We start from the raw sequence: 21,633 nt of genomic DNA on the forward strand, positions 1-21,633 counted from the left end.
GGACCACCATGCCTGAAACCGCCGCTCACGCGAGCATTGCCATTCTGGTTTTTGATGGCGTTGAAGAGCTGGATTTTGTCGGTCCCTGGGAAGTGTTTTCCATGGCCAAACAGCTCGGTGCACCACTCGATGTGTTCACTGTTGGCTGGCCCGATACGGCGATCACCTGCGCCAAGGGCCTCAAGATCACCGCCGACCATGCCTTTGCCGACAAGCCCCGGGCCGATGTCGTACTGGTTCCCGGCGGCAAGGGCACCCGCCAGCTGGCCCAGGACGATGTCTTCAACGCCGAATTGCGCAGTTATCTGGCGCAGGCCAAATGGCAGACCTCGGTGTGCACCGGGTCCGCGCTGCTGGCCCGCGCCGGCTTCCTCGAAGGGCGCCAGGCCACCACCAATCGCAGCGCGCTGGACTTTCTGCGCGCCCATGCGCCGCACACCTATATTCTCGACCAGCGCTTCGTGCATGACGGCAATATCGTCACCAGCGCCGGTGTCTCCGCCGGCATCGACATGACCCTGTGGCTGGTGGGGCATCTGTTCGGCGAAGACATGGCCCGCTCCACCCAGACCCACATGGAATATTTTCCAGAGCCGCCCTACGGAAACCCAGCCTGATGACCATCCCCAATGACATCGTGATTACCCCTGAACTCGTTGCCGACCATGGCCTCAAGCCCGACGAGTACCAGAAGATTCTCGATCTGATCGGGCGCACGCCAACCTATACCGAGCTGGGCATCTTCTCGGCGATGTGGAACGAGCACTGCTCCTATAAATCCTCCAAGAAGTGGCTGAAGACCCTGCCGACCACCGGCCCCCGGGTCATTCAGGGCCCGGGTGAAAACGCCGGCGTCGTAGATATCGGCGACGGCCAGGCCGTGATCTTCAAGATGGAATCGCACAACCATCCGAGCTTCATCGAGCCCTATCAGGGCGCCGGTACCGGCATGGGCGGCATTCTGCGCGACGTCTTCACCATGGGCGCGCGCCCGGTCGCCGCGATGAACGCGCTGCGCTTTGGCGCCGTCGATCATGAAAAGACCCAGCACCTGGTTTCCGGCGTCGTGGCGGGCATTGGTGGTTATGCCAATGCCTTTGGTGTGCCCACCGTGGGCGGCGAAGTCGAATTCGACGCCAGCTATAACGGCAATATTCTGGTCAATGCCTTTGCGGCGGGCCTGGCCGATACCGACAGTATCTTCCTGTCCGAAGCTAAGGGCGTTGGCGTGCCGGTGGTCTATCTCGGCGCCAAGACCGGCCGCGACGGCGTCGGTGGCGCTACCATGGCCTCGGCCGAATTCGGCGACGACATCGAGGAAAAGCGCCCCACCGTCCAGGTTGGCGACCCCTTCACCGAAAAGCGCCTGCTCGAGGCGTGCCTTGAGCTGATGGCCACCGGCGCCGTCATCGCCATTCAGGACATGGGCGCTGCCGGGCTGACCTGCTCGGCCGTCGAAATGGGTGCCAAGGGCAATCTCGGCGTCGAACTGGACCTCGACATGGTGCCGGTGCGCGAAACCAACATGACCGCCTATGAGATGATGCTCTCGGAATCCCAGGAGCGCATGCTCATGGTCCTGCATCCCGACAGGGAAGCCGTGGCCCGCGCGGTCTTTGTCAAATGGGAACTCGATTTTGCCACCGTCGGCAAGACCACCGACGATTTGCGCTTCCGCGTGCTGTGGCAGGGCGATGAAGTTGCCAATCTGCCGATCAAGGATCTGGGCGACCAGGCCCCCGAATATGACCGTCCTTGGACCCCGGCTGCCCCCGCCCCCGCGCTGGCGGCCAGCGACGTGCCGCAGATGGATGTGGCCGACGCCTTGCTCAAGCTGGTCGGTGGCCACCAGTGCGCCTCGCGCCGCTGGATCTATGAGCAGTACGACACCATGATCCAGGGCAATTCCGTGCAGCGTCCCGGCGGCGATGCCGGCGTCATCCGCGTCGATGGTCACCCCACCAAGGGGCTGGCCTTCACCTCGGACGTCACCCCGCGCTATTGCCAGGCCGATCCCTATGAGGGCGGCAAGCAGGCCGTCGCCGAAGCCTGGCGCAATCTGACCGCGACCGGCGCCGAGCCGCTGGCCGCCACCGACAATCTCAATTTCGGCAATCCCGAACGCCCCGAAATCATGAGCCAGCTGGTTCATGCCATCAAGGGCATTGGCGAGGCCTGCCTGGCGCTCGATTTCCCCATCGTCTCGGGCAATGTCAGCCTCTACAACGAGACCAACGGCCAGGGCATCCTGCCCACCCCCACCATTGGTGGCGTCGGCCTGCTGCCCGACTGGACCGGCATGGCCTCTATCGCCTTTGCCGCTGAAAACCAGGCCATCCTGCTGGTCGGATCGCCCGACAAGCGCGGCACCCATCTCGGCCAGTCCATCTATCTGCGCGATTTGTTCGATCGCCGCGATGGCTCGGCGCCACCGGTTGATCTTGCCCATGAGCGCCGCACCGGCGATTTCGTGCGCCAGCTGATCCGCTCCGGCGTCGTCACTGCCTGTCACGACCTGTCCGATGGCGGCCTGGGCGTCGCCCTGGCCGAAATGGCCGTGGCTTCGGGCATCGGCGCACAGATTGTTGATCTGGAGGGCCAGGATCCCGTCCTGCAGTATTTTGGCGAGGATCAGGGCCGCTATCTGGTCACCGTCAACCTCGACCCGCAGGGCGATGCCATGCTGGCGCTCTGGGACCAGGCCCGGCAACTGGGCGTTTTCTGCCCCTGGATCGGCACCACCGGCGGCACGGCGCTGACGCTGGGCGCCGCCCGCCCCGTGCCAGTCGCCGACCTCAAGGCCGCCCATGAGGGATGGTTTCCCGGCTTTATGGCAGGCGCCGCAGCCTAATCGACGGACTGCCTTATGATCGCCGCTCTTTGGGGTGTTTTGAACCCTCAAGGGCGGCGTCGTTTCTTTTGGAGAGCTCAATGAACATTCGACCGGCTACTGTCTGCGTGACCGCCCTGATCATGGCGCTGGGCACCCATGCCGCCGTCGCGCAGGACATCAGCGTGACGCATTCGGTGCTGCCCGATCAGTCCTACACCCTGATTTATCCCGCCACGATGCAGGCCTCCGGCGGCGTCGACAAGCCGCTGACCATCAATCATGCCGATGCGCCCCTGCAGTGCACCATGAGTTACGTGACCGTGGAGCAGACCGACTGGACGCCCGAGGGGGCCCTGGCCTCGCTGGATGTGGCTGAACTGGAAGCGGGCTGGCGCGCCACCTTCCCCGGTTTCGTGCTGGGCACCACCGGCACCACTGCCTACCAGAGTGATCCGGCGCTGATCTATGAGGGCACCAGCACCGACTCGCCCATGGGCATGCCGCTGACCATCGTGCACACCGAAACTGTGGCCAACGGGCTCGGTTATACGCTCGATTGCCTGTTCGACACGACGCAGGCCGAACAGGCCCGCCCGATTGTCAATTTCATCATTGCCAATTTCTCCACCAGCGCCGACGCCGAATGCTGCGTTGCCGTGCCGCCCTCGCCCGAACCAGCCGCGGCACAATAGCGCCTTTGCTGCCCGTTGTATTGCTGCCGCCCCTGCCGTGGCCTATCCTGCGCTGAATCGGTCACTCGACCGTGGTTTACCCAAGGAGTTGTGTCATGGCGATGGATGGCAGCGAAATCGAACGCCGGATCAAGGCGGCCATTCCCGATGCCAAGGTTGAAATCCGCGATCTGGCCGGCGATGGCGATCACTGGGCCGCCACGGTGGTTTCCGAATCCTTCCGCGGCAAGTCCCGCGTGCAGCAGCACAAGCTCGTCTACGATGCCCTGCAGGGTGACATGGGCGGCGCCCTGCACGCCCTGGCGCTGCAGACCAACGTACCGGACTAGCGTTAGGCCGGCCCGGTGTCACTGCGCGACTCGCTCGATCTGGTCCGCATGGTCAAACCCGAGGCTGGGACCACTGCCCTCGACCATGAAATCATGGCCGAACGCGCGTCCTCACTCGGCGCCGCCGAACACAAGGTCATCGCCGCCATTGCGGCGCTGACCAGCGCGCCGGGCGATTTGCAGGCCCTGCAGCAGGCCCGCAGCGCCGTCTGGGCCTATTTCGTGCAGCGTGAACTGATCGGCTTCCGTCGTCATACGGACGTGATTCAGAGCCTGAGCATTCCACCCCAAGTACTTGCCGGCCTTGGCGCAATGGAAACCCGCCCATGACCCGCGCCGTATTCTTCGACGTCGATGGCGTGCTGGTGCACGGGTATCACGCCCGCCCGGAACTGCAGCGACACTGGGACGCCCAACTCCTGCAAGACCTCGGCATCGATCGCGAGCGGTTCCGCAATGAATTTATCTTCGACATCTTCATCAAGAAGGTCATCGTCGGCGAGATGTCGCTGGTTGAGGCTCTCGATCGCCGCCTGCCCTCCTTGGGCTATGGAGGCTCGCCCATGGCCTTCGTCAACTATTGGCTCAGCCATGACAGCGATCTGAACCAGCCGCTGCTCGACATCGTCCGCCAGCTCAAGGCACGCGATGACCTCAGGCTATTCATTGCCACCAACCAGGACCACATGCGGGCGCTCTGGCTTTGGCAGACGCTGGGACTGGGCGAACTCTTCGAGGACATCTTCTATTCCGCCCGCGCTGGCGTCCGAAAACCGGAGCCGGGCTTTTTCGATTTTATCGAACACCGCATCGGCCCGCAAACTGAACCACCGCTATTCTTCGATGACACCCCCAAAGTCATCGACGGCGCCCGTCGCGCCGGCTGGGAGGCCGTGCTGTTCACCACCGTTGAGGATGTCACCACCCACCCCTGGATTGCCGCGCGGCTCTAGCCAGTCCGCGTCATGGCGCTTTTGTGACGCACCCCGACTTGATCGGCGATTGCCGATGGCCCCCTCGACAGCGCCACGCCAAGCTCCTATTTGTGGGCTAACAATTTTCTGGCCCGCCCTTGGCTCACGAAAGGCTGCTGCAATGACCGATATCAACGCTTTCATCGATGAAAAGGTGAAGAACAACGACGTCTTCCTGTTCATGAAGGGGTCGCCGGACTTTCCGCAATGCGGCTTTTCCGGCCAGGTCGTCCAGATTTTGGGCTATCTCGGCGTCACCTATGACAGCGCCAACGTGCTCGACAGCGCTGAACTGCGCGACGGCATCAAGGCCTATACTAATTGGCCAACCATCCCCCAGCTCTATGTGAAGGGCGAATTCGTCGGCGGCGCCGACATCGTCCGCGAAATGTTCCAGGCCGGTGAATTGCAGGCCCACATGGAAGCCGCTGGCATCCCGGTCAAGCAGACCGCCTGATCGCCATTGCCCAATCGATCAAGCGCCGGACCCTGGGGTCCGGCGTTTTTCTTTGCGCACTGCCCATCACCAAAGCTGATAACGCCCATTCTGTTTTGTCGCTTTGCCCAATCACGGCGCCGGCGTAAAAGCTGAGTCTTACTCAGAGAACGCGCGCCATGAACTCGTCCGCCCTCCGCCCAGTGGTTCCCCTGCTCGTGCTGATCATTGCCGGCTGCGCCGTGGCGGCCATCGGCAATGGCGTGCGCACCAGCTTCGGCCTGTTCACCCTGCCCATGACGGCAGATCTGGACATGTCGCGCGAAGGCTGGGGCATGGCCATGGCCATCCAGAACCTGGCCTGGGGCATCGCCCAGCCCTTTGCCGGCGCCTATGCCGATCGCGTCGGCACCGGGCGTACCATCGCCGTCGGTGCCGCGATCTACGCGCTCGGTGTGCTGCTGATGCGCGTGTCTCCCACCGCCGGCGTGCTGGCCGTCACTGCCGGCATCATCACCGGCGTTGGCATCGCCATTTCCTCGTTCAGCGTGGTAATGGCAGCCTTTGGTCGCGCCGTGCCACCGGAAAAGCGCTCGCTGATCTTCGGCGTCGCCACGGCGGCCTCCTCCTTCGGCCAGTTTGCCTTTGCCCCCATCAGCCAGGGCTTCATCAACGCCTTCGGCTGGCAGTCGGCCCTGCTCTATCTGGGCATGGCACTGCTGCTGATCATCCCCCTCAGCTATGCCCTGCGCGGCCGCACCGAAAATCCCGTCGGTCAAGCCGACCTGCCATTCATGCAAACCCTGTCCCAGGCCTGGGGTCACGGCTCCTACCGCCTGCTGGTCGTGGGCTTTTTCGTCTGTGGCTTCCATTTGGCCTTCATCAATGTGCACATGCCCGCCTATCTGGTGCAGTGCGGCCTGTCGCCATCTGTGGGTAGCTGGACCATTGCCGTGATCGGCCTGTTCAATATTGTCGGCTCGCTGCTCTCGGGCTATCTCGGCGGTCGCCTGCCCAAGCAATTGCTGCTGGCGGCCATCTACTTCCTGCGCGCCGTTGCCATTGGCCTGTTCCTGATCTTTCCGGTCAGCGAGCTCACCGCCTATACCTTCGCCGCTGCCATGGGCGTGCTCTGGCTGTCCACCGTGCCACTGACGGCCGGGCTGGTGGCCATGTTCTTTGGCGCCCGCTATCTCGGCATGCTCTATGGCATCGCCTTTTTCAGCCACCAGCTCGGCTCATTTGTCGGCGTCTGGCTCGGCGGCTACGTCTTTGATGTGACCGGATCCTACAGTCTGGTCTGGTATCTGGGCATCATGCTCGGCCTCGCCTCAGCGGCGGTGCACCTGCCCATCAATGAGCGCGCAGCGCCCAGCTTTTCGCTCCAGCCCGCTTGAGAAATACTGCGCCAGGCAACCATCGTTTTTCGACGATGTAGCCTTGCCAAATCCCGCCAGCAGGTTCATGGTCCGCCCTCAATTCCAGCGCCGGCATTTCTGCGGCGGCTTTTCTGAGACTCTTTCATGACCAATCATTTCACGCGGGTTCTCTCGCGCCCCGAATTCATTGCCCTGATGGCGGCATTGATGGCCCTCAATGCGCTGGCCATTGATGTCATGCTGCCGGCTCTGCCCTATATGGGCGAGGCCCTGGGCGTCACCAGCGAGAACGAGCGGCAGTTCGTCATCACCGCCTTCATGATCGGCATGGGCACGGCCCAACTGGTGTTCGGCCCGCTCAGCGACCGTTTCGGCCGCCGTGCTCCCTTGCTGGTGGGCATGGGCATCTATGTCATTGCCGCCTTTATCGCAGTCTTTGCCCCCAATTTCACCACGCTACTGGTTCTGCGCTTCATCCAGGGTCTCGGCGCCGCCAGCGTGCGCGTCATTGTCACCTCCGCCGTGCGCGATCGCTATGCCGGCCGCGAGATGGCTGAGGTCATGTCATTGACCTTCATGGTCTTCATGGCTGTCCCCATCATTGCGCCTGGCATCGGTCAGGTGCTGCTGTTGACCGGCCCCTGGCAGACCATCTTCATTTTCATGGCGCTTTTGGCCTCCGCCTCCTGGCTGTGGACCTTCTTCCGGCTGCCCGAAACCCTGCCTCTGGACAAGCGTCGCCCACTGACCTTCAAGGGGATTATCGAGGGCTTCCGCATTGTCTTCACCAATCGCATGGCCATTTCCTATGGCCTGGCCGGCACCTTCCTGTTTGGCGCCCTGTTCGGCTTCATCAGCTCGTCCCAGCAGATCTATGTCGACATTTACGGCCTGGGCGAATATTTCCCCGTGGCCTTCGCCGCCATGGCGGGCCTGATGTCGGTCTCCTCATTCACCAATTCGCGCATTGTGCGGCGCTACGGCATGCGCCGCCTGTCGCATGGCGCCATGCTGTGCTTCACCGGCTTCAGCATCGTCTGGCTGGGCTTTGCCCTGATCGGATTCCTGCCGCTATGGTTGTTCTTCTCCCTGCTGGCGGTGATCATGTTCAGCTTCGGCTGGGCCGCCTCGAACATGAACTCGCTGTCCATGGAGCCGCTTGGCGCCGTTGCCGGTTCGGCATCAGCCGTATTCGGCTTCATCCAGACTGTCGGCGGTGCGGTGATTGGCGGCTATATCGGCCAGTTGTTCAACAACACCACCATCCCCGTGGCCGTCGGCTACGCCGGCATGGGTATTCTGTCGCTGATCTTCATCCTGATCGCCGAAAACGGCCGCCTGTTCGGTGTCGGCGAGCAATATGCCCAGGACGACGAAGCGGCCGCGCTCGGCAGCGCACACTAACCAGCATCGGGGCGCGACAGCGCCTCGATGTCTCCACGGTCGCGATAGACGTGGTCCACCAGCCCCCAGTCGCGGGCCTGCTCGGGCGTCATGAAATTGTCGCGTTCCAGCGCGGCTTCCACCTCTTCATAAGTGCGCCCGCAATGCTTGGCATAGAGCCCGTGCATGCGCCGTTTCAGCCGCTCGCTTTCTGCTGCATGCAGCATGATATCGGTGACCTTGCCCTGAAAGCCCCCGCTCGGCTGATGCAGCATGATCGAGGCATTGGGCAGGCAAACCCGACTCCCCGGCTCACCGGCCATCAGCAGGAACGAGCCCGCCGACATTGCCATGCCCATGCACAGCGTGCCCACCGGCGCCTTGATGAACTGCATGGTGTCATACATGGCCAGCGCCGCCGTCACGGCCCCGCCGGGAGAATTGATGTAGAGCGAGATTTCCTTGCCGGGATTTTCGGACTCCAGAAACAGCAGCTGCGCGCAGATCAGAGCCGCCATATTGTCCTCGATCTCGCCATTGAGAAAGATGATCCGCTCACGCAACAGCCGCGAGTAGATATCAAATGATCGCTCCCCGCGGCTCGATTGTTCCACCACCATAGGGACGAGTTGCATCATGTCGCGCATCGGCGAACTCCTGTTCGTTGATTTGTTGGTCGATTTATCAGTCATCACCCTCCCCCTTGCGGGGAGGGTCAGGGAGGGGGTTGGGCAGCTTTCGGCGCGCTAGGCCGCCAGCATCATCGGCCCGGCCTGATTACCATTGGCCGCCGCGGGCACCGCTAGGGGTACATGCGTCAGCCTGAACCAGGTGCCGCCATCCAGGGTCGGAGTCAGCTCAAACGTCACCAGGCTATCCCCGCTGCTGAGCGCCGCGCCCTGCCCGCTCTCGCGCCAGCGATAGGTCAGGCTCTTGTTTTCGTCGACCCGGACCAGCGCCAGCTCGACATCCTCGGCTGGCTGGAGCCAACGCGCCAGATATTCCGGAATGGTCAGCGCCCGCCAGACCTGTTCCGGCGGCGCGTCCAGACTGCACTCAAAGACCAGCTCATCCACGTCTGACGTCATTGATCCATCTCCTTGAGCAGGTCTTTGAGATTGTCGATCCGGCTGGGCCAGAAGGCACGATAGCGGGCAATCCACGCGTGCAGCGGCGCCAATCCGTCTGGCGCCACGCGGTAATGGGCAAAGCGCCCCTCGCGGCGCTCGCTGATCAGCCCGGCCCCGCGCAACACCGCCAGATGCTGGCTCATCGCCGGTTGGCTGATGGCAAAACCCTCGCGCAATTGCGTGGCCGTCAACTCGTCGTCGGCCAGCCGCTCCAGCACGGCGCGGCGGGTCGGATCAGCCAGAACCTTGAAAATATCGGTATCGCTCATGCGCTCACATAAGCACAGACTTATGTGATTCCGCAAGCCCCTGCCTGCAGCGCCGACAAACCCGCCTAGAAGCTGAAGACTTCGCGCCGCAATTCGTCCCAGCTGTCGCGATCAATGCTGACCAGCAGCCCGCCATCGGCATGGTGCGGCAGATAGGGCAACCCATCGAGCCGCGCAGCATGGGCCCCGGCTTCCTGGCTCATCAGCACCCCGCCCAGATGGTCCCATGGCATCAGCTTGTTCCAGCAGCTGAACTGCGAATGGCCCGATACCAGCGTGCGATACTCATGCCCGGCACAGCGGAAATTGGAGACAACACGCACCTTTGCCAGATTGGCCAGCACCTGGGCGCGGTTGTTGACCGGCAGATACGACACTGACGCACAGCCCACCATCTCGGCCAGCGGCAGCGGCGCGGCAACCGACAGCCGCACCGCTTCCCCGTCGGGCCGGCGCAACCAGGCGCCCGAGCCCTTCTCGGCCATCATCCAGTCATCGCCCATCGGATCGTAGATGATCCCGGCAACGGTTTCGCCCTTCGACACCACCGCTGCCATGGTGGCAAACAGCGGCAGCCCGGCGGCGTAATTGGCCGTACCGTCAATCGGATCGATCACCACGGCCAGTTCGGCATCCGCCAGCCGCCCGAGCAGCACCGGATCGGCCGCCACCGATTCCTCGCCAACAAACAGCGCCGCGGGCATGAACCGCGCCATCGCCATCTTGATGGCCTCTTCGGTCGCCACATCCGCTTCGGTGACCAGGTCGATGGCTTCGCTCTTGGTCGTCACCATGGAGGCATCCAGCCGCCGGAAGCGCGGCAGGGCCTCGGCCCGGGCGGCGTCACGCAGGATATTGGCCAGTGCCACTACGTCAAAGTTCAAGATGCGGTCCTCTTGTCAAATAACGCATTGAAATCAAACAGCTTGGTATCGAGCATGTGGCTGGCATTGATATTGCCCATCGCCCGGATCATCACATCCTTGCGGCCGGGCATGCGTTTTTCGATATCGGCGAGCATGGCCTTCATCGCATTGCGCTCCAGCCCGTCCTGGCTGCCGCACAGATCACAGGGGATGATCGGAAACGCCATTGCGTCGGAGAACCGCTGCAGATCCTCTTCGCCACAATAGATCAGCGGTCGCAACACCTCGATATCGCCCTCATCATTGAGCAGCCGTGGCGGCATCGCCGCCAGCTTGCCACCATGAAACAGGTTCATGAAAAAGGTTTCGAGACTGTCATCGCGGTGATGCCCCAGCACCAGCGCGGCGCAGCCCTCCTCGCGCGCGATGCGATAGAGATTGCCGCGCCGCAGCCGGCTGCACAGCGAGCAATAGGTCGCCCCGGCCGGCAGCTTGCTGGTGACGATCGAATAGGTGTCCTTGTATTCGATGCGGTGCGCCACCCCGATCCCGGTGAGGAATTCGGGCAGGATATGCTTGGGGAAATTCGGCTGTCCCTGGTCGAGATTGCACACCAGCAGTTCCACCGGCAGCAGGCCGCGCCACTTCAGATCCAGCAGCAGCGCCAGCAACCCGTAGCTGTCCTTGCCGCCCGACAGCGCCACCAGCCATTTTTCGCCCGCCCGCACCATGGCGAATTTTTCCAGCGCCTCGCGCGTCTGCCGGATCAACCGCTTGCGCAGCTTGTTGAACTCCACCGAGCGCGGCGCATGCGCATAGATCGGATGCGCGCCCGAATCGGTTTCATCGGTCGCATCGATCAGCGGCGCTACAGCAGCGCGCATCATGCCCTCACTCATATGGAACTCTCTTTTTTATACCGCTCCCGCTGATAGCGCCCCCACGCGCAAAGGGGAAGGGTCCGCGCAGGCGGCCAACCTTACCAAAGCTTAACTTCTTCGGCTTGTGCTAATCCAATTGCCACGGCTAGATAGCCCATCTTTGGACACCCAGGAGTCACGCGGTGTTTCGCTCATTCTTTCCCAATCCTCGTTTGTTTTTTACCGCCGCCCTGTGCTGGGTCGCGCTGGTTATGGTGGCCTGGTACACCATTGGACCACAGCTCCAGTCCGGGCTCAGCCTGGGCCCCTGGCTGGGTATCGCACCTAGCGAAGCCGACCCGGCGCCGTTTTTTTCGCCCGACAAGGTGTGGCTCTATCAGTACGTGCTGCTCAGCGGCTACCTGTTCTGCGTTCCCTGGTACTGGATCGGCGGCAATCGTCGCTGGTACTGGTGGTCAATTGTGGGCAGTGTCACCATTATCGAGGTGGTGTACTTCAATGTTCAGATCAGCGCCTGGCTCAATGACTGGTACGGCTCGTTCTACAACCTGATCCAATCCGCCCTGACCACCCCCGGCACAGTGACACTTGATCAGTTCCTGGGTGAGATCTGGACGGTCGCTTACGTATTGATCCCCAACATCACGGTGCTGGTGCTCAATGCCTTCTTCATTGCCCATTTCCTGTTCCGCTGGCGCCGGGCAATGAGCTTCTTCTATCTCAGCCACTGGCAGCACCTGCGCCACATCGAAGGCGCCTCCCAGCGTGTCCAGGAAGATACCCAGCGTTTTGCCAACATCGTTGAGGGCTTGGCTGTGTCGCTGGTGGCGTCGGTGATGACGCTGATTGTCTTCCTGCCCCTGCTCTGGGAACTGTCCAGCAATATTACCGAATTGCCATTCTTCGGCGCGGTCAATGGCAGTCTGGTCTGGGTCGCCCTGGTGTCGTCGGCCTTCGGTACTGTGCTTCTGGCGGCGGTCGGCTGGAAGCTGCCCGGACTTGAGTTCGAAAACCAGAAGGTCGAAGCCGCTTTCCGCAAGGAACTGGTCTATGGCGAGGACAGTGGGGAGCGTGCTGAACCGGTGACCCTGCGGCAGTTGTTCATCAACATGCAAACCAACTACTTTCGGCTGTACCGGCACTATCTCTATTTCAACATCGCCCGATACGCCTATCTGCAGGGCTCCAATTTCGTCCCACTGATCGCCATGGGACCCTCCATCGTTGCCGGCGCGCTGACGCTCGGCCTGTTCCAGCAGGTCAGCAATGCCTTCGGCCAGGTCGAGGACTCGTTCAAATTCCTTGCCAGTTCCTGGACCACGATCATCTCGCTGATTTCCGTGTTCAAGCGTCTGCGGGCCTTCGAGAACAATATCCCGCCTGACGCCATTGCCGCCAATGACTATGACGACCCGATCTTCCTGCAGTCTCTGGCCGAAGTCCCGACCAGCGACGACCTTCCCCGTCAGCCGGCCCAGTTCTAGAACTGGCCAATTCGGCAAAACAAAAAGGGCCGCTCCCTGAGGAGCGGCCCTTTCCAATTCTGGGATTCTGCGTCGCTTAGCGCGAGTAGAATTCGACGACCAGGTTTGGTTCCATCTGCACCGGATAGGGCACATCCGACAGTGCGGGAACGCGCACGAAGGTCGCGGTCATCTTGTTGTGGTCGACATCGACATAATCAGGCACATCGCGTTCGGCCAGCTGGGTGGCTTCGATCAACACGGTGAGCTGCTTGGAGCGGTCACGCACTTCGATCTTGTCGCCGATCTGAACCTGGTAGGACGGAATGTTGACGCGCTTGCCGTTGACCAGGATGTGGCCATGCGACACGAACTGGCGCGCAGCAAACACGGTCGGCACGAACTTGGCGCGATACACGACCGCGTCCAGACGGCGCTCGAGCAGGCCGATCAGGTTCTCGCCGGTGTCGCCCTTGACGCGGGCAGCTTCGGTGTAGAGGCGCTTGAACGCCTTTTCCGTGACCGAACCATAATAGCCCTTCAGCTTCTGCTTGGCGCGGAGCTGCAGACCGTAGTCCGAGAGCTTGCCCTTGCGGCGCTGACCATGCTGGCCGGGGCCATAGGCACGGGCGTTGAGCGGGGACTTCGGACGACCCCAGATGTTTTCGCCAAGACGGCGATCAATTTTGTACTTGGCTGAATGACGCTTCGACATCGCGTATCCTTCTAATAGTTGAATGGATCGCGCCCTCCTCTGTCACCCTCGCGAGTGACCGACAGACCCCAATTATGTTAGGAGATCCCGGGTGCGCCTAAGGACCTTGCGGTCTCTATAGGTGCGCGGGTGATAGACTCGGGATGGTCTGGAGTCAAGCCGGACGGGGCTTTAAGCCATTTTCTTGTCCAGCGTGCGCTGATTGCGCAGCCCGGGAAACGCCCGGCTCCAGATCACTGCAATGGCAACGGCGCCAAACCCGCCCACCACCACTGCCGCGACCGGCCCGATGAAATGGGCCACCGTCCCCGCTCGAAACTCGCCCAGCTCGTTGGAGGCCCCGACAAACACCGAATTGACGGCATTGACGCGGCCACGCACCGCCTCGGGCGTCCACAACTGCATGATGGTCTCGCGAATGGTGACACTCACCATATCGGCGGCGCCCACCAGCACCAGCGCCGGAATGGAAATCCACACCGTGGTCGACAATCCGAACACCACGGTGAACACGCCGAACAGGCCGACAAACAGGAACAGAACCTTGCCCGCATTGTCGCGGATCGGGAAGCGCGTCAGATACACTGCCATCACGATCGCGCCAATTCCCGGCGCCGCTCGCAGCGCGCCCAGTTCCTGCGGCCCGGCATGCAGAATATCCTTCACATAGACCGGCAGCAGCGCTACCGCCCCGCCCATCAGCACGGCAAACATGTCCAGCGAAATGGCGCCCAGCACCACCTTGTTGGAGAAAATATAGCGAAAGCCCGCCAGCATGGTGTCCAGGCTCGTCGCCTGCTGCGACTCGCGCCGCGCCGGCCGGGGGATCAACAGCACACAGACCATCGCCACCAGCAGCAGCGCCCCTGCGGTGCCAAACGCCACTATCGGCGCCACGCCATACAGCAACCCGCCAGCGGCAGGCCCCATGATGGAGGCAAATTGCCAGGCGGACGCATTGACCGTAATGGCATTGGACAATGCCTGTGGCGGCACCAGGTTGGGCGCCAATGACTGCGCCGCCGGGCCCCAGAACGCCCGCGCCGTCCCCAGCACGATCAGAATGCCAAAAATCGGCCAGACTTCGTGCGCCTCGGCATTGACCAGAGCCAGAAACCCCAGCGCGCAGAGCAGTTCCACCCCCAGGCATACCGCCATGATACCGCGGCGGTTGAACCGGTCCGCAGTCAGCCCGGTGACCAGGATCAGCACCAGCGCCGGCAGGAACAGCGATAGTCCCACCAGGCCCAGCAGCAGCACATTGCCGGTCACATCATAGATCTGCCAGGCGATCGATACCGACATGATCTGCACGGCAAAGCTGACCAGCAGCGTTGTCAGCCAGAAAAACCGGAAGCCGACATAGCTGAAGGCAATATAGGACCGGTCAGATGGGGCTGGTGTGCTCATGGCGCGGAATGTGCACGGCGCGGGCCTGCCGTCAAAGCCCAAAAACCGGAAAGCCGTTCGCCGCCAGCAATTCTCAGTCTGTCTTGGGTGCCGGCTTCAGCCGTTTGGGGTTTGGCCGCTGGTGGCGCCGGTCAATCGAGGAGATTACCCCGCGCAGCGTGCGGATTTCCTGCGACGAGAAATTGCCCCGCGTCAGAGCCGTGCGCAGATTGTCGATCACCGTTGGCCGTTTATCGAGCGAGGTGAAGAACCCGCTCTCGTCCAGCGTGCCCTCCAACTGCTCGAACAGCCCCACCAGCTCGCTGCGTGGCGCTACCTCGTGCAGCAGGCTGCCAAACGGCAGCGTCTCGGCCTGCCCCGATTGACGCCGCCACTCATAGGCCAGGATCAACACGGCCTGGGCAATGTTCAGTGAGGCAAAGGCGGGCTCGACCGGCAGGGTGACGATCATGTCGGCCAGCGCCACCTCCTCGTTGAGCAGGCCCCACTTCTCGCGGCCAAACAGCAGCCCGGCCTTCTGCCCGCCGCCAATATGGCTGGCCATCCGCCTGCCGGCTTCGTCGGGGCCGATGACGTCCTTCTGGATGCCGCGCATCCGCGCCGTGGTGGCATAGACCAGCGTCAGATCCTTGACCGCTTCCTCAAGGGTCTCGAACACCGTGGCATTGTTCATCACATGGTCGGCCTTCTTGGCCGCGGCAATTGCCTTCTCATTGGGCCAACCATCGCGCGGCCGCACCAGGCGCAGCTCCCACAGCCCGAAATTGGCCATGGCCCGCGCCGCCGTGCCGATATTTTCGCCCAGCTGGGGTTCACACAGGATCACCACTGGCGATGGCTGCAGCTCGATTTTGATGGAGGAGTTCGTTCCGGCCATGGCGCCCAATCCTTTAGATCAGGCGCACATAGCTCGTTTTACCGCCCGGACGCAATCAGGCGACGCGGTGGCGCGGCGGCAGGTCCTCGACCTTGCTCGAGCGCTGCCATTCGCGATCAAGAATGGCGAAATGCAGTTCTTCGTCCCACTCGCCCTGAAACAGCGCATGCTCACGATAATGCGCTTCCAGCCGCAATCCCATCTGCTGCAGCAGCTTGATGGAATTGTGGTTGCGGCCATCGCAGCGCGCCATCAGCCGGTGGATGCGATAATGCCCGAACGCCAGGTCAAACAGCGCCGACAGCGCCTCACGAACAAAACCGTTCCCCGAGTGCACCGGATTGATCAGAAACCGAAACTCGCCCTGCCCGGCGGTGCAATCGGTCCAGTGCAGCGAAACATGGCCAAGCAGTTTCTCGTCATCCTTGCGGATCATGGCCAGGGTCAGCGTATCGCCGGGGCGTTGCAGGCTGATCTGGCCACGCATGATGCCGAGCGCCCCAGCCACCTCATCACGGTCGCGCGTCCGTCCCAGCGTATAGCGCTGCATGGCCGGCAGGACGTGATACTCACACAAGGCCGACAGGTCGGACCGTTCAAAACGACGCAGAACCAGGCGATCGGTATCAATAGGCAATGCTGGTGACATGGCGCTGCTCCCTGGATGGACTGACATGGTCGTCGTCTGAGTTTTCAGGACAACGTCAACCTGCGGCGCCGGTTCCGGACGGACGGTGGAATAACTTGCTCCTCACCATCCCCTGCTAGCGAACAATCATCCGCCGTCGGAGGCCTCACGCCGGCTGTGCCATTCCTGCCAGAGGATGGCATAGACAAACTCCTCATCCCATTGGTTCTTGAACAGCGCATGTTCGCGAAAATGTGCCTCGCGCCGCATCCCCAGCCGATCCATCAAGCGCCAGGACGCAATGTTGCGAACGTCGCAGCGCGCCGCGATCCGATGCATGTCGCCCGGGCCAAATCCCAGATCGAGCAGGGCATTGGCCGCTTCCGTGGCGTAGCCGTGCCCCTGATAGGCGGGGTCAAAGATCCAGCCGATTTCGCCCTGCCGCGCGTCCACATTGCGCCAGATCAGTGACACTTCGCCGATCAGTGCCCCGCTGCTCGCCAGTTCGACGCCGAGCACCACCTTGTCGCCCTCGACCTCCAGGGTAATCTGGCCAATGCGCTGCTGCACCGCCAGGGCACATTCCTCCCGGCTGAGCGGCCCGTCAAACAGGTAAAGCGCCACATCCTCGCGCCGCCGATAGGCAAATACCGCATCGACATCGCCCCGCGTGAAAGGCCGCAATCGCAAGCGTTCGGTCTGCAATGGATAGTTCGGATAGAGCGCCATGCCGTCCCTCGTGGCCGGACCCACTGTTGCCCCAGCCACGGCCAAAGGCAAGAACCTGCCGCTTGCCGGCCCGCCCGGCGCGTGTCAGCCTTGTCCCATGAGCAATTCCGGTCGCCCCAGCATCGACATCTCCGCCCCCTGCGCCTGCGGTGCCATCACCATGGCCATCAACGGCCCCGTGGTGTCGATGTTCATGTGCTCATGTCTTGATTGCCAGCGCGCCACCGGCACCGGCCACGCCACCGTGGCGCTGACGCCCTTGGCCGCCCTGACCGTCACCGGGGCGCCAAAATCCTTTGCCCGGCCAAGTGATTCCGGCGCAGTTTTCACCCGCCACTTCTGTTCGGAATGCGGCACGCCGCTCTATGGCCAGTCCTCGCGCGCCCCCGACATTCGCATGATTGCGGTCGGCTTTTTTGCCGGCAACAATGGCTGGTACCAGCCCAATCAACTGATCTTTGCGCGCAGCCAGCAGGCCTGGGACCTGATTGCCGATCACCTGCCCCGGCACACCACCTATCGGGTGGAGAGCCCGCCATGAGCATGGCCTCGCAAGAACTGGCAGACCGCATCCGCCTGCAACTGGCCGGCGACCCTCATATCGGCGAGCGCAGGATGTTTGGCGGCGTCGCCTTCATGTGGCACGGCAATATGCTGGTGGGTCCACTCAAGGATGGGAGCCTGCTGGTGCGCTGCGGCAAGCCCGCCTATGCAGCAACGCTGCAATTGCCCGGCGCCAGCCCGATGAATTTCACCGGCCGCACCATGTCGGGCTTCGTAATGGTCACGGGCGATGCCATTGAAGACGATGATCGCCTTGCTCAATGGATCGCCATCGCCCGCGCCTTTGTCAGCACCTTGCCGCCCAAATAGGCGGTCAGCGACTAGATCTTGCCGAACACCAGTGCAGCATTGACCCCGCCAAAGCCGAACGAGTTCGACAGCACATAATCAACGCTCTTGGCCTTGGCCACATTGGGCACCAGGTCAAACTTGTCGGCTTCCTCTTCCGGATCCGTCAGATTGATCGTGGGGGGTAACAGGCCCGCGCGCAGCGCCTGCACCGACACCACCGCCTCAAACGCCCCGGCGGCGCCCAGCATATGGCCGGTGGCGGACTTGGTCGATGATACCGCCAGATCCTTGCCACGCCCGGTGAACACGGCCGACAGGCCGGCGATCTCTGCAGCGTCACCCACGGCTGTCGATGTGGCATGCGCATTCACATAGCCGATCTGCGACTGATCAATCCCCGCCATGGTCAGCGCGTTGCGCATCGCCACCTGGGCACCGGCGCCATCAGGCGAACCCGAGGTCAGGTGATAGGCGTCAGCCGAAGTGCCATAGCCGGCCAGAATGGCCAGTGGCGTCGCGCCGCGCGCCTTGGCGTGGCTCAGCTTTTCGATCACCAGCACAGCCGAGCCTTCGGCCAGCACAAAGCCATCATGGCCCTTGTCGAATGGCCGCGATGCCTCTTGCGGCCGATCATTGAACGAGGTGGCCAGCGCGCGCGAGGCGGCAAACCCGCCTACCGAGATCGGATCGACCGAGCCCTCGGCCCCGCCAACCACCGCCACTTCGGCTTCACCGGTCATGATCAGCCGCATGCCATCGCCAATAGCCTGGGCCGAAGCGGCACACGCCGTCACCGGCGTGCCGATCGGGCCACGGAAACTGTGCAGGATCGACAACCAGCCCGCCGCCAGATTGGCCAGGAACGAGGGAATGGTGAACGGCGACAGCCGGCGCGCGCCCTTGGTGTTGATGATTTCCACAGCCCGGCCCATCACTGGCGAACCACCAACGCCCGACCCGATAATGGTCGCGGTGGCCTGCTGATCCTGCAGCGTGGTGGGGTGCCAATTGGCCTGCTCAAGCGCCTCATGCGCCGCACCGATGGCGTACTGAATGAACAGATCCATCTTCTTGATCTCTTTGCCGTCAATGAAGTCCGCCGGATCAAATCCATTGGGATCGTTTGCCTTGCTCGGCACCAGTCCGGCAATGCTTGAACCAAAGCCGGTGGTATCGAAGCGATCGTTCTGCACAATGCCGCTGCGGCCAGCAGTCAGTCGGCTCCACATGGTCGGCACGCCAACGCCCAACGGGCTAACCACACCCATGCCGGTGACAACGATAGGATCCGACGGATCTGGCTTCAGCATGCAATCTCTCCTGTTTTGGTTCTTGTGCGCCCGGCTTTCGCGGGATCTTGTTGCAGTCGCGCCAATTGCTGCAAAGCGGCAATGACGGTCGAAAATTCCGGATCGTTCAACGCGGAACGTAATTGTGCCTGCTGTTCGCGCCACTCGGGAATTGCCGCGGCAATCACCTGTCGCCCCGCTTCGCTCACCGCACAGACTCGGCCATTACCACGTTTTGCTGCGGTTGTGCTCACCAACCCGTTGCGCTCGAGCAGGGTGAGGTTGCGCGACAGGGTGCTGCGATCCATCGCCAGCGCGCTCGCCATCTGTGTCACCGAACGCCCGGGGTGATCGCACAACAAGGTCAAAATGCTGAACTGCGCCGCCGTGATGCCGTGCTGCCGCAGGCGGCGATCCGCCAACCGCGTCACCGCGCGCGCCGCCATGCGGGCATTGAGCACCAGACAAAGATCGAACTCGCTCCTCATTTTTGATCAGGTAGTCGTGCATATGCACGGTGTCAACTGGCATGCCCCCTTGCCGGACGGCGCCTTTGCGCGTTTCCAAAGCCAATGCTATAGGGGCTGCGAAACCGGCCTATGGGCCAAAATGCGGATTCCAGGAGATATTTTCGATGAGCAAAATCAAAGTCGCCAACCCGGTCGTCGATCTCGACGGCGATGAGATGACCCGGATCATCTGGCAGGCGATCAAGGACAAACTCATCCATCCCTATCTCGATCTGCCTATCGAATATTATGACCTCTCGGTCGAGAGCCGGGACGCCACCGATGACCAGATCACCATTGATGCTGCCCATGCCATCCAGAAGCATGGCGTTGGTATCAAATGCGCCACCATCACCCCCGATGAGCAGCGCGTCGAGGAGTTCGGCCTCAAGAAGATGTGGCGCTCGCCCAACGGCACCATCCGCAACATTCTGGGCGGCGTGATCTTCCGCGAGCCGATCATCTGCAAGAACGTGCCGCGCCTGGTCCCCGGCTGGACCCAGCCGATCATCGTGGGCCGCCATGCCTTTGGCGACCAGTATCGCGCCACCGATTTCCGCTTCCCCGGCAAGGGCACGCTGACCATCAAGTTCACCGGCGAAGATGGCAAGGTCATCGAGCACGAGGTCTACCAGGCCCCCGGCGCCGGCGTGGCCATGGCCATGTACAACCTTGACGATTCGATCCGCGACTTCGCCTACGCGTCGCTGAACTACGCCTATGACCGCGGTGTTCCCTGCTACCTCTCGACCAAGAACACCATTCTCAAGGCCTATGACGGCCGCTTCAAGGACATCTTCCAGGAGATCTATGAGGCCGAGTTCAAGGAAAAGTACGAAGCCAAGAAGATCTGGTACGAGCACCGCCTGATCGACGACATGGTCGCGGCCTCGCTGAAATGGTCCGGCGGCTATGTCTGGGCCTGCAAGAACTATGATGGCGACGTGCAGTCCGACATCGTGGCCCAGGGCTTTGGCTCGCTCGGCCTGATGACCTCGGTGCTGGCTACCCCCGATGGCAAGACCGTCGAAGCCGAAGCCGCCCACGGCACCGTGACCCGTCACTACCGCCAGCATCAGCAGGGCAAGGAGACTTCCACCAACTCCACCGCGTCAATCTTTGCCTGGACGCGTGGCCTGGCCCACCGCGCCAAGCTCGACGACAATGCAGCGCTGGCCAAGTTCGCGCTGACGCTGGAGAAGGTGACCGTCGACACCATTGAAGAAGGCAAGATGACCAAGGACCTGTCCCTGCTCGTTGGTCCCGATCAGCCGTGGTTGTCCACCATGGGGTTCCTCGACGCTATCGATCAGAACCTGCAAAAGGCCATGTCGGCGTCCTAGGACATCTGCCGCACCGCTTGCCAGGGCGCCTCTCCGGAGGCGCCTTTTTTGTGCGCCGCACGACCGCTCCAGTGGCGCGCTGGCCACGCTTGCGCCGCCACATCCACGTTGCGCAAGGGCAACATTCACCAACTCCGTCGCATGCTGGGGGCCCGATGCATTGACGATGGCCGCAAATTGGCTAGTAGTTGACGTAATGGTCAACTCCCTTGCGTTAGGAGGAATGGCTGGCTTGATAGTCACCATTTTGCTCGGGAGACGGTTGCCTGCTGCATCACGCAGGCCGCCATTGCGTGCCATTCATGGTTAGGAGGGTCATATGAGAGTGAATCGACGACTGATTGGTACCTTGGCCGGGCTGGCAGCCAGCCTGCCGCTGATGGGGGTGGCCTATGCCGGCGGGCTTGAAGCCAATGGCTATGATTGGGATCAACTGTTTGATCCGGCGCCCTTTTCCGCCAAGGCCAGCGCCACCTATGTGTATATCGACAAGAACGTGACTCGTCCGGGCGTAGCGGGCACGGTATCCACCACCCCAGCCCGCGTGCACTACAATACCGGCTTCAAGGCCGACATTCTCGACATGGCCAGTTGCCTTGTCACCGTGCAGAATCCCTTCGGCTCGGACACCAAGCGCACCAAT

At 62.2% G+C, this 21,633-nt stretch carries 25 protein-coding genes and 1 pseudogene; 14 read left to right on the forward strand and 12 right to left on the reverse strand.

The genetic code is table 11. The features are described from left to right. Nucleotides 1-8: 8 nt before the first annotated feature. From Q8O80_RS09205 to Q8O80_RS09245, 9 genes are all read left to right on the forward strand, one after another. Nucleotides 9-617 (forward strand): DJ-1/PfpI family protein, encoded by a 609-nt coding sequence (locus Q8O80_RS09205; protein ID WP_305579165.1) that lies wholly within the window; start codon nt 9-11, stop codon nt 615-617. Beyond that, a complete protein-coding gene (purL, locus tag Q8O80_RS09210) occupies nt 617-2,851 on the forward strand; it encodes a phosphoribosylformylglycinamidine synthase subunit PurL (RefSeq protein ID WP_305579166.1) in 2,235 nt (744 codons plus the stop codon). The genes Q8O80_RS09205 and purL overlap by 1 nt, the downstream gene beginning before the upstream one ends. A gap of 80 nt (nt 2,852-2,931) precedes the next feature. Beyond that, entirely contained in the window at nt 2,932-3,525 is a 594-nt protein-coding gene (locus Q8O80_RS09215) for a hypothetical protein (RefSeq protein ID WP_305579167.1), read from the forward strand. A 95-nt stretch (nt 3,526-3,620) separates the two neighbouring features. Beyond that, entirely contained in the window at nt 3,621-3,854 is a 234-nt protein-coding gene (locus Q8O80_RS09220) for a BolA family transcriptional regulator (RefSeq protein WP_305579168.1), read from the forward strand. A gap of 15 nt (nt 3,855-3,869) precedes the next feature. Beyond that, nucleotides 3,870-4,184, forward strand: a complete 315-nt coding sequence (locus Q8O80_RS09225; RefSeq protein ID WP_305579169.1) for a DUF6665 family protein — start codon at nt 3,870-3,872, stop codon at nt 4,182-4,184. Continuing rightward, nucleotides 4,181-4,807: an HAD family hydrolase gene (locus Q8O80_RS09230; RefSeq protein ID WP_305579170.1), complete on the forward strand. Its 627-nt coding sequence runs from the start codon at nt 4,181-4,183 to the stop codon at nt 4,805-4,807. The genes Q8O80_RS09225 and Q8O80_RS09230 overlap by 4 nt, the downstream gene beginning before the upstream one ends. Before the next feature lie 142 nt (nt 4,808-4,949). Beyond that, on the forward strand, nt 4,950-5,285 hold the full coding sequence (gene grxD / locus Q8O80_RS09235; protein ID WP_305579171.1) for a Grx4 family monothiol glutaredoxin: 336 nt from the start codon (nt 4,950-4,952) through the stop codon (nt 5,283-5,285). 158 nt (nt 5,286-5,443) lie between these two features. Next, complete coding sequence (locus Q8O80_RS09240) at nt 5,444-6,661, forward strand: MFS transporter (RefSeq protein WP_305579172.1); 1,218 nt, start codon at nt 5,444-5,446, stop codon at nt 6,659-6,661. Between the two features lie 126 nt (nt 6,662-6,787). Continuing rightward, complete coding sequence (locus tag Q8O80_RS09245; RefSeq protein ID WP_305579173.1) at nt 6,788-8,047, forward strand: multidrug effflux MFS transporter; 1,260 nt, start codon at nt 6,788-6,790, stop codon at nt 8,045-8,047. On the opposite strand, the gene Q8O80_RS09250 is transcribed toward Q8O80_RS09245, so the two are convergent. The 5 genes from Q8O80_RS09250 to ttcA form a co-directional block, all read right to left on the reverse strand. After that, on the reverse strand, nt 8,044-8,673 hold the full coding sequence (locus tag Q8O80_RS09250; protein ID WP_305579174.1) for an ATP-dependent Clp protease proteolytic subunit: 630 nt from the start codon (nt 8,671-8,673) through the stop codon (nt 8,044-8,046). The two genes, Q8O80_RS09245 and Q8O80_RS09250, sit on opposite strands and share 4 nt — an antisense overlap. A gap of 99 nt (nt 8,674-8,772) precedes the next feature. Continuing rightward, nucleotides 8,773-9,114 (reverse strand): SRPBCC domain-containing protein, encoded by a 342-nt coding sequence (locus Q8O80_RS09255; RefSeq protein WP_305579175.1) that lies wholly within the window; start codon nt 9,112-9,114, stop codon nt 8,773-8,775. Continuing rightward, entirely contained in the window at nt 9,111-9,425 is a 315-nt protein-coding gene (locus tag Q8O80_RS09260; RefSeq protein WP_305579176.1) for a helix-turn-helix transcriptional regulator, read from the reverse strand. The genes Q8O80_RS09255 and Q8O80_RS09260 overlap by 4 nt, the downstream gene beginning before the upstream one ends. Nucleotides 9,426-9,490: 65 nt before the next feature. After that, complete coding sequence (locus Q8O80_RS09265; protein ID WP_305579177.1) at nt 9,491-10,309, reverse strand: inositol monophosphatase family protein; 819 nt, start codon at nt 10,307-10,309, stop codon at nt 9,491-9,493. After that, nucleotides 10,306-11,178 carry a tRNA 2-thiocytidine(32) synthetase TtcA gene (ttcA, locus tag Q8O80_RS09270; RefSeq protein WP_371136153.1) on the reverse strand — a complete coding sequence of 291 codons (873 nt, stop codon included), beginning with the start codon at nt 11,176-11,178 and terminating at the stop codon, nt 10,306-10,308. Before ttcA ends, Q8O80_RS09265 begins: the two co-directional genes overlap by 4 nt. Nucleotides 11,179-11,354: 176 nt before the next feature. On the opposite strand from ttcA, the gene sbmA reads away from it, so the two are divergent. Then, complete coding sequence (sbmA, locus tag Q8O80_RS09275; RefSeq protein WP_305579179.1) at nt 11,355-12,656, forward strand: peptide antibiotic transporter SbmA; 1,302 nt, start codon at nt 11,355-11,357, stop codon at nt 12,654-12,656. A gap of 76 nt (nt 12,657-12,732) precedes the next feature. Here sbmA and rpsD read toward each other — a convergent pair whose 3' ends face one another. From rpsD to Q8O80_RS09300, 5 genes are all read right to left on the reverse strand, one after another. Further along, nucleotides 12,733-13,350 carry a 30S ribosomal protein S4 gene (gene rpsD / locus Q8O80_RS09280; RefSeq protein WP_305579180.1) on the reverse strand — a complete coding sequence of 206 codons (618 nt, stop codon included), beginning with the start codon at nt 13,348-13,350 and terminating at the stop codon, nt 12,733-12,735. Nucleotides 13,351-13,521: 171 nt separating this feature from the next. Further along, a complete protein-coding gene (locus Q8O80_RS09285; RefSeq protein WP_305579181.1) occupies nt 13,522-14,760 on the reverse strand; it encodes an MFS transporter in 1,239 nt (412 codons plus the stop codon). A 73-nt stretch (nt 14,761-14,833) separates the two neighbouring features. Beyond that, nucleotides 14,834-15,637: an RNA methyltransferase gene (locus Q8O80_RS09290; RefSeq protein ID WP_305579182.1), complete on the reverse strand. Its 804-nt coding sequence runs from the start codon at nt 15,635-15,637 to the stop codon at nt 14,834-14,836. Between the two features lie 55 nt (nt 15,638-15,692). Next, nucleotides 15,693-16,286 carry a GNAT family N-acetyltransferase gene (locus Q8O80_RS09295; RefSeq protein ID WP_305579183.1) on the reverse strand — a complete coding sequence of 198 codons (594 nt, stop codon included), beginning with the start codon at nt 16,284-16,286 and terminating at the stop codon, nt 15,693-15,695. Between the two features lie 126 nt (nt 16,287-16,412). Next, complete coding sequence (locus tag Q8O80_RS09300; RefSeq protein ID WP_305579184.1) at nt 16,413-16,994, reverse strand: GNAT family N-acetyltransferase; 582 nt, start codon at nt 16,992-16,994, stop codon at nt 16,413-16,415. Here Q8O80_RS09300 and Q8O80_RS09305 point away from each other — a divergent pair. Next, nucleotides 16,993-17,535: a GFA family protein gene (locus Q8O80_RS09305; protein ID WP_305579185.1), complete on the forward strand. Its 543-nt coding sequence runs from the start codon at nt 16,993-16,995 to the stop codon at nt 17,533-17,535. The genes Q8O80_RS09300 and Q8O80_RS09305 overlap by 2 nt on opposite strands. Beyond that, nucleotides 17,532-17,867 (forward strand): TfoX/Sxy family protein, encoded by a 336-nt coding sequence (locus Q8O80_RS09310; protein WP_305579186.1) that lies wholly within the window; start codon nt 17,532-17,534, stop codon nt 17,865-17,867. Before Q8O80_RS09305 ends, Q8O80_RS09310 begins: the two co-directional genes overlap by 4 nt. A gap of 11 nt (nt 17,868-17,878) precedes the next feature. Here Q8O80_RS09310 and fabF read toward each other — a convergent pair whose 3' ends face one another. Together fabF and Q8O80_RS09320 are read right to left on the reverse strand one after the other, a co-directional pair. Beyond that, entirely contained in the window at nt 17,879-19,159 is a 1,281-nt protein-coding gene (gene fabF / locus Q8O80_RS09315) for a beta-ketoacyl-ACP synthase II (protein WP_305579187.1), read from the reverse strand. Next, entirely contained in the window at nt 19,153-19,626 is a 474-nt protein-coding gene (locus Q8O80_RS09320) for a MarR family winged helix-turn-helix transcriptional regulator (RefSeq protein ID WP_305579188.1), read from the reverse strand. The genes fabF and Q8O80_RS09320 overlap by 7 nt, the downstream gene beginning before the upstream one ends. 146 nt (nt 19,627-19,772) lie before the next feature. On the opposite strand from Q8O80_RS09320, the gene Q8O80_RS09325 reads away from it, so the two are divergent. Both Q8O80_RS09325 and Q8O80_RS09330 read left to right on the forward strand, forming a co-directional pair. Beyond that, complete coding sequence (locus Q8O80_RS09325; RefSeq protein WP_305579189.1) at nt 19,773-20,990, forward strand: NADP-dependent isocitrate dehydrogenase; 1,218 nt, start codon at nt 19,773-19,775, stop codon at nt 20,988-20,990. 319 nt (nt 20,991-21,309) lie between these two features. Next, nucleotides 21,310-21,633, forward strand: a pseudogene (locus tag Q8O80_RS09330) (transporter); the annotation flags it as partial.

It is taken from the genome of Devosia sp. (assembly GCF_030689745.1).
GTDB lineage: Bacteria > Pseudomonadota > Alphaproteobacteria > Rhizobiales > Devosiaceae > Devosia > Devosia alba.

Bases quoted from the DNA above. Each gene is read 5' to 3' on its own strand.
- purL (WP_305579166.1), top strand. From the start codon at position 617: ATGACCATCCCCAATGACATCGTGATTACCCCTGAACTCGTTGCCGAC.
- Q8O80_RS09255 (WP_305579175.1), bottom strand. From the start codon at position 9,114: ATGACGTCAGACGTGGATGAGCTGGTCTTTGAGTGCAGTCTGGACGCG.
- Q8O80_RS09205 (WP_305579165.1), top strand. From the start codon at position 9: ATGCCTGAAACCGCCGCTCACGCGAGCATTGCCATTCTGGTTTTTGAT.
- Q8O80_RS09220 (WP_305579168.1), top strand. From the start codon at position 3,621: ATGGCGATGGATGGCAGCGAAATCGAACGCCGGATCAAGGCGGCCATT.
- Q8O80_RS09300 (WP_305579184.1), bottom strand. From the start codon at position 16,994: ATGGCGCTCTATCCGAACTATCCATTGCAGACCGAACGCTTGCGATTG.
- Q8O80_RS09230 (WP_305579170.1), top strand. From the start codon at position 4,181: ATGACCCGCGCCGTATTCTTCGACGTCGATGGCGTGCTGGTGCACGGG.
- Q8O80_RS09295 (WP_305579183.1), bottom strand. From the start codon at position 16,286: ATGTCACCAGCATTGCCTATTGATACCGATCGCCTGGTTCTGCGTCGT.
- Q8O80_RS09290 (WP_305579182.1), bottom strand. From the start codon at position 15,637: ATGGCCGGAACGAACTCCTCCATCAAAATCGAGCTGCAGCCATCGCCA.
- ttcA (WP_371136153.1), bottom strand. From the start codon at position 11,178: ATGATGCGCGCTGCTGTAGCGCCGCTGATCGATGCGACCGATGAAACC.
- Q8O80_RS09325 (WP_305579189.1), top strand. From the start codon at position 19,773: ATGAGCAAAATCAAAGTCGCCAACCCGGTCGTCGATCTCGACGGCGAT.
- Q8O80_RS09320 (WP_305579188.1), bottom strand. From the start codon at position 19,626: ATGAGGAGCGAGTTCGATCTTTGTCTGGTGCTCAATGCCCGCATGGCG.
- Q8O80_RS09310 (WP_305579186.1), top strand. From the start codon at position 17,532: ATGAGCATGGCCTCGCAAGAACTGGCAGACCGCATCCGCCTGCAACTG.
- Q8O80_RS09245 (WP_305579173.1), top strand. From the start codon at position 6,788: ATGACCAATCATTTCACGCGGGTTCTCTCGCGCCCCGAATTCATTGCC.
- Q8O80_RS09285 (WP_305579181.1), bottom strand. From the start codon at position 14,760: ATGAGCACACCAGCCCCATCTGACCGGTCCTATATTGCCTTCAGCTAT.
- Q8O80_RS09240 (WP_305579172.1), top strand. From the start codon at position 5,444: ATGAACTCGTCCGCCCTCCGCCCAGTGGTTCCCCTGCTCGTGCTGATC.
- Q8O80_RS09250 (WP_305579174.1), bottom strand. From the start codon at position 8,673: ATGCGCGACATGATGCAACTCGTCCCTATGGTGGTGGAACAATCGAGC.
- rpsD (WP_305579180.1), bottom strand. From the start codon at position 13,350: ATGTCGAAGCGTCATTCAGCCAAGTACAAAATTGATCGCCGTCTTGGC.
- Q8O80_RS09305 (WP_305579185.1), top strand. From the start codon at position 16,993: ATGCCGTCCCTCGTGGCCGGACCCACTGTTGCCCCAGCCACGGCCAAA.
- fabF (WP_305579187.1), bottom strand. From the start codon at position 19,159: ATGCTGAAGCCAGATCCGTCGGATCCTATCGTTGTCACCGGCATGGGT.
- grxD (WP_305579171.1), top strand. From the start codon at position 4,950: ATGACCGATATCAACGCTTTCATCGATGAAAAGGTGAAGAACAACGAC.
- Q8O80_RS09260 (WP_305579176.1), bottom strand. From the start codon at position 9,425: ATGAGCGATACCGATATTTTCAAGGTTCTGGCTGATCCGACCCGCCGC.
- Q8O80_RS09215 (WP_305579167.1), top strand. From the start codon at position 2,932: ATGAACATTCGACCGGCTACTGTCTGCGTGACCGCCCTGATCATGGCG.